The sequence below is a fragment of the Stenotrophomonas sp. 1L-E-5-B-C3 genome (assembly GCF_057292075.1).
In genome coordinates this window covers 146,366-163,347 of the sequence record NZ_JBXAWS010000010.1, presented here as the reverse complement: position 1 = coordinate 163,347, position 16,982 = coordinate 146,366, and the positions used below count along the sequence as shown (strand labels likewise).

Below are 16,982 nucleotides of genomic sequence, written 5' to 3'. Positions count from 1 at the left end.
AAGGCTTAAGAGCCGAGGCAGCGTCATCGGAGCCTCCCGGGTCACCGGGGGATTGTGCCTGATCAGGGCACGATCCAAGACACAAGAGCCGAGCCCATCCTCGGCTGTCGTCCCCGCAGAAGCAGCCGAGCGTGGGCTCGGCTCTACAAGGGCGCCAGCGCAGGGGTAGCGCCGGGCCATGCCCGGCGGCCCGTGGATCAGCCGCGCTTCGCGCTCGCCGCGCATGGCCCGGCGCTACCGAGCAGCAACGCGTGGCGGTCAACCTTCCTCGCGCACGATCTCCACCAAGCGCGGGCCATAGCGGCTCAGTTTGGTGCCACCGATGCCGCCGACCCTGGCCAGTTCATCCAGGCTGGTCGGGCGCTGTTCGGCGATGTTGCGCAGGGTGCTGTCGTGGAAGATCACGAACGCCGGCACGTTCTGTTCGCGTGCCAGTTCGGCACGCAGGCCGCGCAGGGCATTGAACAGCGCCAGATCCTGCGGCAGCACCGACAGGCCGGTGCGCTGCGCGCTGCGCTCACGGCCGGTGCTGGTGCTGACGGCGTCGCGACGCATGCTGATCTGCCGGCGGCCGGTCAGCACGTCGCGGCTGGCATCGGTCAGGCGCAGTCCGCCGTGGCCCTCGCTGTCCACTTCCAGCAGGCTGGCGGCCACCAGCTGGCGGAACACGCTGCGCCAGGTGCGCGCGTCGAGGTCGCGGCCGATCGCGTAGGTGCTGAGCTTGTCGTGGCCCTGCTGCCTCACTTTCTCGTTCTCGCTGCCGCGCAGGACATCGATCAGGTGGCCGACGCCGAAACGCTGGCCACTGCGGTACACGCAGCTGAGCGCCTTCTGGGCAGGAATGGTCGCGTCCCACGACGCTGGCGGCGTCAGGCAGTTGTCGCAGTTGCCGCAGGGCTTGGGGTAGGTTTCACCGAATCCGGCCAGCAGCACCTGGCGGCGGCACTGCATGGATTCGCAGTAGCCCAGCAGGTGGTCGAGCTTGCCCCGTTCCAGCTGCTTGCGTTCTTCGCCGGCCTCGGACTGCTCGATCATCTGCTTGAGCAGGACCACATCGCCCAACCCGTAGCACAGCCAGGCCTCGGCGGCTTCGCCATCACGGCCGGCGCGGCCGGTTTCCTGGTAGTAGCCTTCCATCGACTTGGGCAGGTCGGTATGCGCCACGAAGCGCACGTCCGGCTTGTCGATGCCCATGCCGAAGGCGATGGTGGCGCACATCACGATGCCGTCCTCGCGCAGGAAGCGGCGCTGGTTGTTGGCGCGCACCTCCGACGGCAGGCCGGCATGGTAGGGCAGGGCGTTGAAGCCCTGTGTGCAGAGGAATTCGGCGGTTTCTTCCACTTTGCGACGCGACATGCAGTAGACGATGCCGGCTTCGCTGCGATGGCTGCGCAGGAAGTCACCCAGCTGCTTGCGGGCGTTGTCCTTCTGCACCACGGTGTAGCGGATGTTGGGGCGGTCGAACGAGCTGACGAAGTGGCGTGCTTCCTGCAGGTCCAGCCGCTCGGCGATCTCACGCTGGGTTGGCGGGTCTGCGGTGGCGGTCAGCGCGATCCGCGGAATCTCCGGCCAGCGCTCGTGCAGCACGGTCAGCTGGCGGTATTCCGGGCGGAAGTCGTGGCCCCACTGCGACACGCAGTGCGCTTCGTCGATGGCGAACAGGGCGATGCGGCTGCGCGACAGCAGCGACAGGAAGCGACCGGTCAGTAGGCGCTCGGGAGCGACATAGAGCATGTCCAGCTCGCCGGCGAGCAGTTCGCGCTCGACGCGGCCGGCGGTCTCGGCATCCAGGGTGGAATTCAGGTACTCGGCACGCACGCCGAGCTGGCGCAGGGCTTCGACCTGATCCTGCATCAAGGCGATCAACGGCGAGATGACGATGCCACATCCGTCACGCAGCAGGGCCGGGACCTGGTAGCACAGCGACTTGCCGCCGCCGGTGGGCATCAGCACCAGGGCATCGTGACCGGCAGCCACATGCTCCACGATGTCCTGCTGGGGACCACGGAAATCGTCGTAACCAAAGACGCGTTGGAGCAGGTCGTGCGCGGGACGGGAAGCCATCCGGCTAGTTTACCCCGGCGGGGGTTCGGCAGGGCTGCGCCCTGCACCTGCAGAAGCCTTCAAGCCAGAGCAACGTCAAAAGCGACAGCCGGCTCTGAAGTGATCCGTAGTTTGGCGGGGCGGTGTCGGAGTGCGGGGACGCCGTAAACCCGTCCATGGGGGCTTGGCCGCGGCATCCATGCCGCGGACACCCCGCACTCCGACACCGCCCCGCCTTCGACAGTTTCCCGGTGACGGTGGGGCCATCCACGCGTTGCGTGGATGGAATCTGTCAGATATCGACAAACAAAATGGGGTCAGATCCGTTTTCCTGCGGAAAACGGATCTGACCCCAGGCTTTGCTGGCAGATCGCGGGAAACTGTCGAAGGCGGGGTGGGTCCGGTTGAGGGGGTGTGAGCGGCATGGATTCCGCGACCAAGCCCCCATGGACGGGTTTACGGCGTCCCCCTCAACCGGACCCACCCCGCCAACCCTCAGGAAACCCGCTTTTGACGTTGACGTTGAACTTGACGTTGCCTCGGCAGGTGCAGGGCTGCAAGCCCTGCCGAACACCCCCAACCCTTACTGCAGCAGCGAGCGCAGCATCCAGGCGTACTTCTCGTGGGTCTGCAGGCGCTGGGTCATCAGATCCTCGGTCGGGGCGTCGTCACCCTTGGCCGCCACCTCCAGCACTTCACGTGCCGTACGGCAGACCGCTTCGTTGGCGACCACCAACTGGCGTACCATTTCACGCCAGTCCGCACTGTCGGTCAGGCCCGGCTCCTCGGCGATCGAGGTCAGCGCAGCGAATTCCCGGTAGGAGCCCGGGGCATTGAAGCCCAGTGCGCGGATGCGCTCGGCCACATCGTCCAGTGCCGCCCACTGCTCGGTGTACTGCGTCTCGAACATGGTGTGCAGCGAGTTGAACATCGACCCGGTCACATTCCAGTGGAAGTTGTGCGTCTTCAGGTAGAGCGTGAACGCATCGGCCTGGAAGCGCGACAGACCGTCGGCAATCTTCTTGCGGTCGCCCTGGGTGATCCCGATATCGATGTTCGGTGCCGACGGTGCCGCCGCTGCAAGCTTCTGCTTGCCGGTTTTGGGCTTGGTCGTGCTCTTGGTCTTCGCCATGGGGTTCCTCCTTGTGGAATCGTTGGCCTTCACAATAAACCGGTCGTGATGACTGGTCGCTTTCAAAGTTTTGAACGAACCGATTGATGAACGCTATCGACAAAATGCCGCAGTCCCGCCAGCGCCAACAGCGTGCCGCCATTGACGGTGCCATGAGCCGCGACCGTGGACGATTGCTGGGAATGCTCTCGCGTTGCCAGGCCAAGCCACAGGATGCGGCGTTGGCCGCCACCTTCGAGCAGGCCTTGCAGGTATCGGTGCAGCGCCGGCAGGCTCGGGCGCAACAGCAGCCGTCCATTACTCTGGACCCGCAGCTGCCGATTGCGCGTGAAGCCGACGCCATCATCGGGCTGATCCGCGACCACCAGGTCGTGGTGATCGCCGGTGAAACCGGCTCGGGCAAGACCACCCAGCTGCCGAAACTGTGCCTGGCCGCAGGCCGTGGCCAGGCCGGCATGATCGGCTGCACCCAGCCGCGACGGATTGCCGCACGTGCGGTGGCCAGCCGCGTGGCGCAGGAACTGCAGAGCGAACTGGGCCAGCTGGTCGGCTACCAGGTGCGCTTCAACGACAAGGTCAGCGAAGACAGCCGCATCAAGTTCATGACCGACGGCATCCTGCTGGCGGAGATCGCCAGTGACCGCTGGTTGTCGAACTACGACACGATCATTGTCGACGAGGCGCACGAACGCAGCCTCAACATCGACTTCCTGCTGGGCTACCTGAAGCAGCTGCTGCGCAAGCGCCCGGACCTGAAGCTGATCGTGACCTCGGCCACCATCGACACCGAACGCTTTGCCCAGCATTTCGACAATGCGCCGGTGATCAGCGTCGAAGGCCGCACCTATCCGGTGGAGGTGCGCTACCGCGCGCTGGAAGGCGAGGGCGAGCAGGAGGGCGAGCGCACCGTCAACGACGCCATCGTGTCGGCCATCGACGAGATCACCCGTCTGGATTCGCGCGGCGACGTGCTGATCTTCCTGCCGGGCGAGCGCGAGATCCGCGATGCGCACCAGTCGCTGGAACGGCGCAAGTACCGCAATACCGAGGTGCTGCCGCTGTACGCGCGCCTGTCCAACCAGGACCAGGACCGGGTGTTCAACCCCGGCCCGAACCGCCGCATCGTGCTGGCCACGAATGTGGCGGAAACCTCGCTGACGGTGCCACGCATCCGCTACGTGGTCGATCCGGGCTTTGCCCGCGTCAAGCGCTACAGTCCGCGCAACAAGCTTGACCGTCTGCACATCGAGCCGATCTCGCAGGCCAGCGCCAATCAGCGCAAGGGCCGCTGCGGCCGTGTGGCCGAGGGTATCTGCTATCGCCTGTACGCCGAAGCCGACTTCCAGGCACGGTCGGAATTCACCGATCCGGAAATCCGGCGCTCCAGCCTGGCCGGGGTGATCCTGCGCATGCTGCAGCTTGGCCTGGGCCGCATTGAGGACTTCCCGTTCCTGGAGGCCCCCGACGAACGTGCCGTGGCCGATGGCTGGCAGCATCTGACCGAACTGGGCGCGATTGACAGCGAGCGTCACCTGACCGCGATCGGCAAGCAGATGTCGCGCCTGCCGGTGGACGTGAAGTTGGCACGCATGCTGGTGGCCGCGCAGGCCGCCGGCTGCCTGCGGCCGATGCTGGTGATCGCCTCGTTCCTGGGCATCCAGGACCCGCGCGAACGCCCGCCCGAAGCGCGCGGCGCGGCTGACAGCGCGCACGCGCAGTTTGCCGATGGGCGCTCCGAGTTTGTAGGTGTGCTGCGCCTGTGGGATGCCTACCGGCAGGCCCACGAAGACCTGACCCAATCCAAGTTGCGCGACTGGTGTGGCCGTCATTTCCTCGGCTTCCTGCGCATGCGCGAGTGGCGCGAGCTGCATCGGCAACTGCGTCTGCTGTGCGAGGAACTGGGCTGGAAGGAAGAAGCCAACGAGGCCTCGATGGCGCCGTTGCTGGCGGGCAGCAGTGCGCCGGCCGCTGCGCGCGACGATGCGGCGGCAGTGAAGGCCACCCGTGGCCAGCTGCACCGTGCGGCGCGCCTGGCCCGCGAAGGCAAGGCCGAGGCGGCGCCGGCACCGGTGGCCGTGCGCGCGCAGAAGGAACAGGCGCCGGTTGGCGGCGGTTTCAGCGAGCGCGTGCGTGCTACCGCCTACCAGACCCTGCATCGGGCGCTGGTGGCGGGCCTGCCGACGCAGATCGGCCACCGCACCGAGAAAGGTGATTTCCAGGCGCCACGCCAGCGCCGCTTCCTGCCATTCCCCGGCTCGACGCTGTCCAAGCGGCCGCCGCCGTGGCTGCTGGTGGCCAACCTGCTGGATACGCAGAAGGTCTGGGGCATGACCCTGGCTGCGATCGAACCGGACTGGGTGATCGCCGAATTGCCGCACCTGCTGCTGCGCAAACATTTCGATCCACACTGGTCACGCGCGCAGGGCCAGGTGCTGGCCTCCGAGCAGATCAGTCTGTTCGGGCTGGTGCTGGCGCCGAAAAAACCAGTGCACTACGGCCGCATCAACCCCGGCGAAGCGCATGACATCTTCGTGCGCCAGGCGTTGGTGACCGGCGAGATCACTACACGCGCCAGCTTCGTGGCCGACAACCAGAAGGTGCTGGAGATCGCCCGCGAGGAAGAAGCCAAGCTGCGCCGCGCCGGTATCGTCGCCGACGAGGACTGGCAGGCGCGCTGGTACCTGGACCGGGTGCCGCCGCAGATCCATTCTGCCGCGGGACTGGATACCTGGTGGAAGGGGCTGGCACCGGAACAGCGCAAGCCCCTGCACTGGTCGCTGGTTGATCTGTTGCCGGGCGAAGGCAGCGAGCAGGAGCGCTACCCGAAGTACCTGGCGCTGGGCCAGGCGCGCTTGCCGCTGCACTACCGCTTCGAGCCAGGCGCCGACGATGACGGGGTAACCCTGGAGGTGCCGCTGCACCTGCTCAACGCGCTGGACGCCGTGCAGCTGGGCTGGCTGGCACCGGGCTTCGTTGCCGACAAGGCGGCCGCGTTGATCCGCAGCCTGCCCAAGGCGATGCGCCGCAACTATGTGCCTGCGCCGGACTTCGCGCGTGCATTCTTCGAGGCATTCCCGCAGCCCGGCGCCGACGCCATCACCGGCGAGCTGGCGCGCTTCCTGTCGCGCGCGACCGGCGCCAAGGTGGCAGCCACCGACTTCGAGCCGGATTCGATCGAAGCCCACCTGCACATGAACCTGCGCCTGCGCGACGAGAACGGCAAGGTACTTGCGACCTCGCGCGATCTGGACGCGCTGCGTGCAACGTTCGGTGGCCGAGCCGGCGATGCCTTCGCCGCGCGCGCGGGGCGCGAGATGGCCGCCGATGGCCTGCGTACGTTCCCGGCCACGCCGATTCCGCTGCAGGTGCCTGGCGAGGCGGGTGTTCCTGCCTACCCGGCGCTGCTGGACGAGGGCGACAGCGTAGCCCTGCGCATCTTCGCGGACCGCCAGCAGGCCGAAGAAGCACATCCGCTTGGCGTGCGCCGACTGTTGGAAATCGGCCTTGGCGAGAAGATCAAGCAGGCGCGCAAGCAGTTGCCGGTAGCGGCCAAGACCGGCCTGCTGTACGCCTCGATCGAAACCCAGGAGCGCCTGCGGGGTGACCTGGTCGACGCCGCATTGAACGCGGTGCTGGCCGATGGCCTGGGCGAGATCCGCGATGCGCAGGCGTTCGAGCAACGCCGCGAGCAAGCGGCCAAGGCGCTGTTTGGCGAGGCCATGCAGCGGCTGAAGCTGGCCGAGGCGATCCTGGCCCTGGTGGCGGAACTGAAGCCGATGCTGGAAGCGCCGCTGATGGGTTGGGCACGCGGCAATCTGGATGACATGGAGGCGCAGCTGGTCGGGCTGATCCACCCCGGCTTCCTGCGCGATACGCCGGCCGACGCGCTGGCGCAGTACCCGCGCTACCTGAAGGCGATGATCCTGCGCACCGAGCGCGCCAAGCGCGACCCGCCGCGTGACCAGGCGCGCATGCTGGAACTGCATCCGTTCCTGGAGGCGCTGCAGGCGGGTGAGCAGCAGGGCCTGCGCGAGCGGCCGCAATGGCAGGCACTGCGCTGGGATCTGGAAGAGCTGCGGGTGTCGCTGTTCGCGCAGGAGCTGGGTGCACGCACCGGCATCTCTGCAAAGAAACTGGCGCAGCGGGTGACCGCGCTGCGCCAGCTGTGATGCGGTAGCGCCGGGCCATGCCCGGCGGCTTCCCTCACACCGTTACTTGGAGCGGCGCACCTTCGGCTGGCTGTTCACGCCTTCCACCTTCATGTACCACACGCCCATCACACCGGGTTTGATGCTGACCTTGGGCGACTGCTTGCGCACGCCGACCACGCTGGTGGTGTCGGTCTGTTCCCATTCCTGGCCATTGTCCAGCACGTAGACGCGCCCCTTGCCGAAGCCCCGGAACTCACCCTGCAGGGCACCGGTGATCGGTTCGCTGCTGCCGAAATCAAAGAAACCGCGGTTCTTCACGATCACTTCCTGGCGGCCCTGTTCACGGGCTTCCTCGCGTACCGCGGCCACCGCCTGGGTGGTGGCCGCTTCGACTTTGCCCTGCAGCCAGCGGTTGAGCGCGGCCAGTTCCTGGGCACTGAGCTTGTCCAGGCCAGCCGACTTGAATTCGGCCGGTGACATCTGCTGCTGCAGGTCGCCTTCCACCACGCGCTGGGCCAGCGCGGGCGCCGACAGGGACAGCAACAGCGCGGCACCGGCCAGCAGCCGTAGGCGGAAACGCGGGACGATCGAGGACATGTCGGGACTCTCCTGGGTTTGCCCGCGAGTGTAGCGGCATGTCTTCATGCCGGGTGATGGTGGCCGCAGTGATTGTCCCTGAACGGCGCCGGCGCTAGTGTAGAGGCCTCTGTCTTGCCTGCTCGATGCTGTGAACCGCGCTTCCGTCCCCGGCCTGGATGCCTTGTTGAACCGTCCCTCGGCAGCGGTGCTGCCCGCTCCGCTGCGCCAGGCCCTGCGCGAGCATTGGGAAGCGCCCGAGTGCGACCACCAGATGCGCGCCAGCTGGTCGGTGCTGGGTGACACCCTCGACGCACTGGCGATGCTCTCTGCCGACGAAGGCGCGGTGGCCGCAGCCCTGCTGTTCGACCTGCCGGGTCTGCGCGCCAGCCTGGAGCAGCTGCCGCTGGGCAACCACAGGGCGGCCGTGATCGGCCTGCTGGATGGCCAGGATGCCGCCGATCCGGTGTGGGCGCTGCATGCCGGCCGTGAAGCAGGGCGCAACAGTGAAGGCCTGCGTCGGCTGCTGCTGGCGATCATCCGCGACCTGCGGGTTGTACCGATCCTGCTGGCCCGGCAGCTGGCGCGGATGCGTGCCGCCGACAAGCTGGACGACGAACAGCGCCGCGCGCTGGCGCAGCTGACCCGCGACATCCATGCGCCATTGGCCAACCGCCTGGGCATCTGGCAGCTGAAATGGGAGTTGGAAGATCTGGCGTTCCGCCACCTGGAGCCGGAGACCTACCGGCGCATCGCCCGTGAGGTGGACGAAACCCGCATCGCGCGCGAGCGTTACGTCGAGAACGTCAAGAAGGTGCTGTCGCGCGAGCTGGTCGCGCAGGGCATCAGGGCTGAGGTCAGTGGCCGCCCGAAGCACATCTACAGCATCTGGCGGAAGATGCAGAAGAAGCGGCTGGCGTTCGACCAGCTGTACGACATCCGTGCGGTGCGCGTCATGGTCGACGATGTCGCCGCCTGCTACGCCGCGCTGGGCGTGGTGCATGCACTGTGGGCGCCGGTGCCCAGCGAATTCGATGACTACATCGCCCGGCCCAAGGCCAACGACTACCGTTCGCTGCATACCGCCGTGGTCGGGCCGGAAGGCCGCACCATCGAAGTGCAGATCCGTACCCACGAGATGCACTCGCAGGCCGAATTGGGCGTAGCCGCGCACTGGAAGTACAAGGAAGGCGGCAAGGGCGCGGAAAAGTCCTTCGACCGCAAGATCACCTGGATGCGCCAGCTGCTGGAGCAGGCGCAGGAGGGGCAGGGCAACGAGCTGGCCGGCGCGCTTGATGCCGAGCTGACCGAAGACCGTGTCTATGCACTGAGCCCGAAGGACGAGGTGCTGGACCTGCCGCAGGGCGCCACGCCGCTCGATTTCGCCTATCAGGTGCACACGATGGTGGGGCACCGTTGCCGTGGCGCCAAGGTCAACGGCCGCATCGTGCCGCTGACCTACCGCCTGCGCAGCGGCGACCGTGTCGAGATCCTGACCGGCAAGGAGGCCGACCCGCGTCGCGACTGGCTGATGCCGGCCCTGGGTTTCCTGGCCAGCAACCGTTCGCGCGAGAAGGTGCGCAGCTGGTTCCACAAGCTGGACCGTGCGCGCAACGTGCAGGCCGGCCGCGAGCTGCTGGAGCGCGAATTGAAGCGGCTGGGCCTGCAGCATTCGGACCTGGCGGTGGCGGCGAAGAAATTCCATGCCGACAGCGTCGATGACCTGTACATCCAGGTGGCGCTGGGCGACACCGGCCCGAACCAGGTCAGCCGTGCGCTGCTGGAAGCGGAGCGTGCGGCCAACCAGCCGGCACCCGCGCCGACGCTGCCGCGGCCGACCGCGCGCCGCGAGAACCTGGGTAAATCCAAGTTCACCGTGCAGGGCGTGGGCAACCTGCTGGTGCAGCTGGCACGTTGCTGCCAGCCGGTGGCCGGCGAACCGATTGTCGGCTACCTGACCCGTAGCCGCGGTGTCACCGTGCATCGTGCAGACTGTGTCGCGCTGGCCCGGCTGGCCGCCACCAGCCCGCAGCGCATCCTGCCGGTGGAATGGGGGCAGGCCGGCGGCGGCTACGAAGTGGACGTGGTGGTCGATGCGGTCGATCGCCGCTGGTTGCTGAAGGACATCACCAATCTGATCGCCCAGGAAGACGCCTACGTGCTCGACATTCACAGCGACAACGTGCGCAACAGTGGCCGCGCCCATCTGCGGCTGCGGCTGAAGGTCAGCGATTACGGCCAGCTGTCCAACCTGCTGGGCAAGCTGGACGCGCTGCCGGGCGTGAGCGAGGCGCGTCGCCTCGGCTAGGCTTCACGCTGCCCCGGCTACCCTGCACGCATGGAACGCGAGCCCCCGCATCGCCCGCATGGCGCTGATCATCCTGCGCTGGACCGCGTCCGCCGCGAAGGCCGTTGGTGGTGGCTGCAGGCGCGCCATGCACGCCGGGTCTGGCGCTGGTCGCTGGTCGCCGCGCTTGCGGTGTTCGTGCTGCTGGTGTTGCTGCGCAAGCCGCTGGCAGACTGGTTCTGGGACGAGCCGCAGATCGAGCAGCTGCTGGCTGAAGGTGATCGCGCATTGGCGGCGGGTCGATTGAGTGCGGACGATGGCAGTGGTGCGCGCGAACGCTACCAGGCCGTGCTGGCACTGGATGGCGACCGCCCGCAGGCGCGCCAGGGCTTGGCCCGTACAGGCGCCGCAGCGCTGCAGCAGGCCCGGGACAAGCTGCAGGTCAATGACCTGAACGGAAGCGCGCAGGCGCTGGCGTTGGCCCGTGAGCTGCAGGTGCCACAGGCTGAAGGCGATGCCGTGGCGCGCCAGCTGCAGGCACGTCGCAGCGCCGGAGCCGGTATCGGCGCGCTGCTGGCACAGGCCCGCAATGCCTTTGCCGCCGGCCGCCTGGATGATGGCGACAGCAGTGCGCTGCCACTGTTCCAACGCATCCTGTCATTGCAGCCGGACAATCTGCCGGCGCTGGAAGGGCGCGAGGATGCACTGAGCGACCTGTTGCAGCATGCGCGCACACTGGCCGGGCGCGGTGAGCTGGCCGCGGCCGCTGGCATTGTGCAGCGCGCACGCCAGTTCGATGCAGGTCATGCCGATCTGCCGGCGAGCCAGGAAGCGTTGGCACAGGCGGTGGACCAGCGCTTGCGGCAGGCACAGCGCGCTTTGCAGCGGCAGCAGTTGGACGTTGCAGGAAACGGGTTCCTGGCCGTGCTGGCCGTAGCCCCCGACGATCCCAACGCCCAGCGCGGCCGCGAGCAGTCGTTGCAGGCGGTGCTGGCACGCAGCCAGAAACAGGCCGACGACTTCCAGTTCGAGGCCGCACAGCGTGACGCGGCGTTGGCGCAGGAACTGGGGGCGTCGCCCGCTGCGCAGCAGCAACTGGCGCAGCGCCTGCAGCGTGCGCAACAGGCACAGCAGGCATTGCAGCTGCCAAGCGTCAGCAATGCGCAGCGTGAACGGCAACTGCGCGATCATCTGCGCAGGATCGAACGCGCCGAGCGCGCCGGTCAGTGGATCAGTCCGCCGGGCCACAGTGCGTTTGATGCGTTGCGTGAGGCGCAATCACTGGCACCGCGCGATGCCCGGGTGAAAGCGGCTGCCGCGCGCCTGCTGCCGGCCAGCCGTCGTTGCTTCGACGACAATCTGCGACAGAACCGGGTACAGGCTGCAGGGGCTTGCCTGCAGGCCTGGCAGACGCTGTCGCCGACTGCAGCGGGGCTGCCTGCTGCGCGTCAGCGTCTGGCGCAACGTTGGTTGGCGATCGGCAGCGAACGCTTGGGCAATGGTGATATCGCATTTGCCGAACGTGCATTGCAGCACGCGGCAGAACTCGGTGTCGGTGCTTCCAGCGCAGAGTATCTTCAACTGCAGCAGCGCCTGCGCGACATCGCAACGTCTTCACCCTGAGCCCGGTGTTGCTGCCGTGGCCGTTATAGTAGCGACCCTGTCAACCACGCCTCACGGATGTCCGATGACCGTCCTTGTTTCCGGAGCGACCAGCCAGATCGGCCGGTTCCTGTTGCCGCGCCTGCTGCAGGCGCATGGCCAGGTCCAGGCGGTGAGCCGGCAGCCACAACCTGCGCAGGACGGCGTGCAGTGGCTGTGCGGTGATCTGGCTGCCGCGCTGGACAGCGTGCCATCTCCGTCCTGGCAGGCCATCGCAAGCTTCGGTCCGTTGGAAGGATTGGCGCACTGGCTGTCGCGGCAGGCCTCGGCACCGGCTCGACGGGTCATCGCGACCAGTTCGATGAGCGTGCTGAGCAAGCAGGGCTCGGCCCAGGCCGACGAACAGGGTGTGGTGGCGATGCTGCAGCGGGGCGAGCGTGGCCTGATCGAGCAGGCTGAACGGCTGGGCATGGAGTGGACGATCCTGCGACCGACGCTGATCTATGGCGCGGGCATCGATCGCAGCATCACCCCGATCGTGCAGCGTGCCCTGCGCCTGCGCGTGTTCCCGATTCCGCTGGCGGATGGCCTGCGCCAGCCGGTACACGCCGACGATATTGCGCGTGCCGTACTGGCCGCCATCACCACCGGCGCGGCGTCGGCGCGGGTGCTGGAGATCGGGGGCGGTGAGCGCCTGCCATACCATGCGATGTTCCGCCGCGTACATGCCAGTCTGGTGCAGCCGACGTTGGCGCTGCCGTTGCCGGCGGGTGCACTGCGCGGGCTGGCGGCGGTGCTGCCGCGCGCGCGCGGTCCGGTGTCGCGTCTGCAGCAGGACCTGATTGCGGACAACGGACCACTGCAGGCGCTGCTGGGCGTACATCCGCGGCCGTTCCAGCCCGATGCAGGCACGTGGCAACCGATGAGTGCCACCCAGGCCCTGCAGCGGATCGCGGCGCATCCCGGCAACAGTTAGCCGGGGCCTGAATCCATCTGCTGGAGGGCTCTGCTACCATCCCCCGGCCTTGGTTTTCCGCGAGTACGTTCGATGCCTGACGCGCCATCCCGATCGGCCCCTGCCGAGCGCATTGGTGTCGCGCTGTGCACCTACAACGGGGCTCGCTACCTGCAGGCGCAGCTGGACAGCATCCTCAGCCAGGACCCGCGGGTGCACGAAGTCGTGATTGGTGATGACGGCTCCAGCGACCAGACACTGGAGCTGCTTCAGGCTTTCGTGCCGCGTGCGCAGGCTCTGGGGGTCCGGGTCGAGATTGTCCAGCACACGCGCAATCTTGGCTATGTACGCAATTTCTCCGATGCGCTGCAACGCTGCCAGGCCGACATCCTGTTCCTGTGCGACCAGGATGATGTCTGGCATGCGGGGCGGGTCCGCACCTATGCCCAGCGCTTCAGCGCCGATCCGGGCTTGTTGCTGCTGCACAGCGATGCGCGGCTGGTGGACGCAGAGGGAGCGCCGCTGGGCCAGCAACTGCTGGAGGTGTTGGTGGTACATCCGGCCGAAGTGGAACTGGAGCGCTCGGGCCAGGCCATTGACGCGATCCTGTTGCGCAATTTCATCACCGGGGCCACCTGTGCAGTGCGTCGCACCCTGCTGACCAGCGCGTTGCCGGTGCCGCCCGGTTGGAGCCATGACGAGTGGCTGGCAGTCAATGCGTCGTTGCGTGGAGGGCTGGACATGCTGGCCGAGCCAACCATCGATTACCGGCAGCACGGCAACAACCAGATCGGCGCAAGCCGGCGCGGTTTCCTGCAGCGCCTGCGTCATCTTGATCTATTCGACGCGCAGGCCCGCCAGCGTACGGCCGGGCGCCTGCTCGCCCTGGCGGACCTGCTGCGGCAGCGCGGTGTGGTGGTGGCACCCGAACACTACCAGGGCCTTCACGCGCTGGCCTGGCGCATGGCCTGGTCACGGCTGCAGTTGTATCGGCGGGCAGATGTCAGCCTGCGCTGGATCGGCCATGACGCGCCGCGCTTGATCGCAAGGCTGGCCAACGTCTGCCTGGCCGGAGCCGGCTGGAAGGGTGTATGGGCGGCGTTGGCGGGGGCCGGAACCGGTTGGCGGAAGCCTCGTGCTGCTTGAACTGCAGTGAAACCGCGGGCCACCGCCTGCCAGCCACCGCAGTGCCTGCGTTAGACTCGCCAGACCCTACCTTCCAGCATTCCCGTGCCCCGACGCTACGATTCCGACGACATCGACGATTTCGACGACGACGACCAGCAGGACAACGGCCCCCTGTGGCGGCGCCGCCTGATCACCTGGAGCATGGCAGCGGTCGCGTTGGGATTGGGTTTCCTGATTCCCTATACGCTGTACCTGAACCAGCAGGTGACCCAGCGCTTCGGCGAACTGCGCTGGCAGATCCCGACGCGGGTCTATGCACGCCCGCTGGTGCTCACGCCCGGCAAGGCGATGGACGCGTCCACCCTGAAGACCGAGCTGGCCGCCTCCGCCTACCGCGATGACGGGCAGGGCAAGGAGCCGGCGACCTACGCCGTGAACGGCGGCCGTTTCGTCATCTCCAGCCGTGGCTACAACGACGTGGATGGCGTGGTCGCCGCGCGTCGTGTCGAGCTGTCGCTGGCCGATGGAGGCATCGCCTCGCTGCGTGACGCTGGCAGTCGCAAGGCGCTGAAGGCCGCGCGGCTGGATCCGGCGCGTATCGCCACCCTGTACGGGCAGAAGCAGGAAGAGCGCCGCCTGATCCGCATGGATGAGGCACCTGACCTGCTGGTGACCGGCCTGCAGGCGGTGGAGGACAAGGACTTCAACCGCCATCACGGCATCGATCTGTCCGGCATCGCGCGTGCGGTGTGGGTGACGATTCGTTCCGGCGGCCAGAGCCGCCAGGGTGCTTCCACCCTGACCCAGCAGCTGGCCCGCAGCGGCCTGCTCGGTATTGGCAAGGAACAGACGGTCACCCGCAAGTTCAATGAAGTGCTCTACGCGCTGATCATGGAAGCGCGCTACGACAAGCGCACCATCTTCGAGGCCTACCTCAACCAGGTGTACCTGGGCCAGCGCGGCAGCCAGGCCATCCACGGCATGTCCTCCGGTGCCGAATTCTGGTTCGGCCGCGACCTGTCGTCGCTGGAAACCGAGCAGATCGCGTTGCTGATCGGCCTGGTCAAGGGCCCCTCCTTCTACGATCCGCGTCGCAACCCGGAACGCGCGCTGGATCGCCGCAACTTCGTGCTGGGCAAGCTGCACGAGGCAACCCTGATCGACGATGCCGAGTACCAGCGCGCCCTCAAGGCGCCGCTCGGCGTGCCCAAGACCCCGGGCCTGGTCGCTGCCAACCGCTTCCCGGCCTACGTCGATCTGGTCCGTCGCCAGCTTGGCCATGACTATCCGGAATCGGCACTGCAGGGCGCGGGCCTGAGCGTGATGAGCGGCATGTCGCCGTCCGCCCAGGCCTATGCCGAAGGTGCGGTCACCCGCACCATCAAGTCGCTGGAGAGCAAGCGCCGGCCCGAGCTGCAGGCCGGCATGGTGCTGACCGATGTGCACAACGGCGACGTGCTGGCGGTGATCGGCAGCCGCGAGGTCTCCGAAGTCGGCTTCAACCGCGCCATCGAGGCACAGCGCCCGGTCGGCTCGCTGCTCAAGCCGTTCGTGTACCTGCTGGCGCTGGCACAGCCGGACCGCTACTCGCTGGCCAGCTGGGTCGATGATTCGCCGGTGACCGTGCAGCTCGGCCGTGGCCGCAACTGGAACCCCGGCAATGCGGACAACCGCAGCCATGGCACGGTGCGCCTGATCGATGCGCTGGCCCATTCGTACAACCAGGCCACGGTGCGCGTTGGCATGCAGGTCGGTCCCGAGCGTGTGACCCAGCTGATCCACGTGCTGGCCGGGATCAAGGCCGAGGCGAACCCGGCGGTGATCCTCGGTTCGACCGACCAGAGCCCCTACGCGATGGCGCAGCTGTACCAGTTCCTGGCTTCGGGTGGCGAGATCCAACCGTTGCACGCGGTGCGTGGCGTGCTCGATCCGCAGGGCAAGCTGCTCAAGCGCTACGACAAGACCCCGGCGCCGGCGCAGGAAGGTGACTCGATCGCCGCCAATCTGATCAGCGTCGGCCTGCAGCAGGTGGTCGCCAGCGGCACCGCGCAGCGCCTGAACGCCGATGGCCTCGGCCGCCTGCAGCCGGCGGGCAAGACCGGTACCACCAACGATGGTCGCGACAGTTGGTACGCCGGGTACACCGGTGACCACCTGGCGGTGATCTGGATGGGCAACGACCAGAACGAGCAGGCCGGCCTGTACGGTGCCACCGGTGCGATGCGGGTGTGGTCGGGCATCTTCCAGCGCCTGCCGAGTGCCCCGCTGCGGGTCAGCAACAAGGGCCTGGACTGGCAGTCGGTGGCCGCCACCGGCATGAACACTACCGACGATGGTTGCCCGGGCGCGCGTCGCTTCCCGTTCGTGGTGGGTTATGCACCGGCCTATGCGCCGTGTGCGCCGGCGGTGTCGCCGGATGGGCAGGGTGGGGCCGAAGGTGAGGGCGGCGGCTGGCGCAGCTGGTTCGGCCTGGACCGAAAGCCCGAGCCGCCTGCTGAACCTGCCGCGGCACCCGCCGCGGCCACACCTCCTCCGAGCCGATGATGCCGATGAACATCCGATCCCTGCTGCAGCCCCTGGCCCTGACCGGCCTCAGCCTGGCCTTGGCCGCCTGCGTGAGCAGCCCGCCGCCGGTGGTCAAGCCGGTGGATACCACGACGCCGGCGCAGCGCTTGGCCGCAGTCGACGCCGCAGCAGGCCCGGACGACAAGGAACTGTCGGTGCAGCCGCTGCGTGATTCGCAGGTGGAAGACCTGCGCCTGGCCGCGCAGGCCCAGCGCCAGGCCAACGACCTGGCTGGCGCATCCAGCAGCCTGGACCATGCGCTGGAGATCGTGGCCGGTGACCCGGCAGTGTTGCAGGAGCGTGCCGAGCTGGCGCTGTTGCAGGGCCAATGGGCACAGGCGGAGACGTTCGCGCGCAAGGCCGTTGATCTGGGCTCGAAGACCGGGCCGCTGTGCCGCCGGCACTGGGCGACGATCGAGCAGTCGCGTCTGGCGCGCGGCGAGAAGGAGAACGCGGTGTCCGCGCATGCGCAGATTGAAGGCTGCACTGTGCCGGGGATCAAGCGGTACTGAGTTTCCGGCCAACGGCGCAGCCCCTCGTGGC

Annotated in this window: 10 protein-coding genes; 7 read left to right on the top strand and 3 right to left on the bottom strand. The window is 67.6% G+C overall.

The features are described from left to right. Positions 1 to 258: 258 nt before the first annotated feature. Positions 259 to 2,064 (bottom strand): DNA helicase RecQ, encoded by a 1,806-nt coding sequence (recQ, locus tag AC0Z6F_RS14415; protein ID WP_012511887.1) that lies wholly within the window; start codon positions 2,062 to 2,064, stop codon positions 259 to 261. Positions 2,065 to 2,626: 562 nt separating this feature from the next. Next, complete coding sequence (locus AC0Z6F_RS14410; RefSeq protein ID WP_006385608.1) at positions 2,627 to 3,175, bottom strand: Dps family protein; 549 nt, start codon at positions 3,173 to 3,175, stop codon at positions 2,627 to 2,629. 86 nt (positions 3,176 to 3,261) lie between these two features. Here AC0Z6F_RS14410 and hrpA point away from each other — a divergent pair, with 86 nt between their 5' ends. Next, positions 3,262 to 7,344, top strand: coding sequence for an ATP-dependent RNA helicase HrpA (gene hrpA / locus AC0Z6F_RS14405; protein ID WP_012511886.1), 4,083 nt, complete (start codon positions 3,262 to 3,264; stop codon positions 7,342 to 7,344). A 42-nt stretch (positions 7,345 to 7,386) separates the two neighbouring features. Here the strand turns inward: hrpA and AC0Z6F_RS14400 are convergent, their stop codons facing one another. Further along, positions 7,387 to 7,923 (bottom strand): hypothetical protein, encoded by a 537-nt coding sequence (locus AC0Z6F_RS14400; RefSeq protein WP_012511885.1) that lies wholly within the window; start codon positions 7,921 to 7,923, stop codon positions 7,387 to 7,389. A gap of 130 nt (positions 7,924 to 8,053) precedes the next feature. Here AC0Z6F_RS14400 and AC0Z6F_RS14395 point away from each other — a divergent pair, with 130 nt between their 5' ends. From AC0Z6F_RS14395 to AC0Z6F_RS14370, 6 genes are all read left to right on the top strand, one after another. Continuing rightward, entirely contained in the window at positions 8,054 to 10,210 is a 2,157-nt protein-coding gene (locus AC0Z6F_RS14395) for a RelA/SpoT family protein (RefSeq protein WP_012511884.1), read from the top strand. Positions 10,211 to 10,240: 30 nt separating this feature from the next. Continuing rightward, positions 10,241 to 11,812, top strand: coding sequence for a hypothetical protein (locus AC0Z6F_RS14390; protein ID WP_100469344.1), 1,572 nt, complete (start codon positions 10,241 to 10,243; stop codon positions 11,810 to 11,812). 64 nt (positions 11,813 to 11,876) lie between these two features. Further along, entirely contained in the window at positions 11,877 to 12,767 is an 891-nt protein-coding gene (locus AC0Z6F_RS14385) for an SDR family oxidoreductase (protein ID WP_032972301.1), read from the top strand. Positions 12,768 to 12,839: 72 nt separating this feature from the next. Then, entirely contained in the window at positions 12,840 to 13,892 is a 1,053-nt protein-coding gene (locus tag AC0Z6F_RS14380) for a glycosyltransferase family 2 protein (RefSeq protein ID WP_006385413.1), read from the top strand. A gap of 84 nt (positions 13,893 to 13,976) precedes the next feature. Further along, positions 13,977 to 16,418: a penicillin-binding protein 1B gene (gene mrcB, locus AC0Z6F_RS14375; RefSeq protein ID WP_006385411.1), complete on the top strand. Its 2,442-nt coding sequence runs from the start codon at positions 13,977 to 13,979 to the stop codon at positions 16,416 to 16,418. Further along, positions 16,415 to 16,951 (top strand): hypothetical protein, encoded by a 537-nt coding sequence (locus AC0Z6F_RS14370; RefSeq protein ID WP_050767040.1) that lies wholly within the window; start codon positions 16,415 to 16,417, stop codon positions 16,949 to 16,951. The genes mrcB and AC0Z6F_RS14370 overlap by 4 nt, the downstream gene beginning before the upstream one ends. The last annotated feature ends 31 nt before the right edge of the window (positions 16,952 to 16,982 follow it).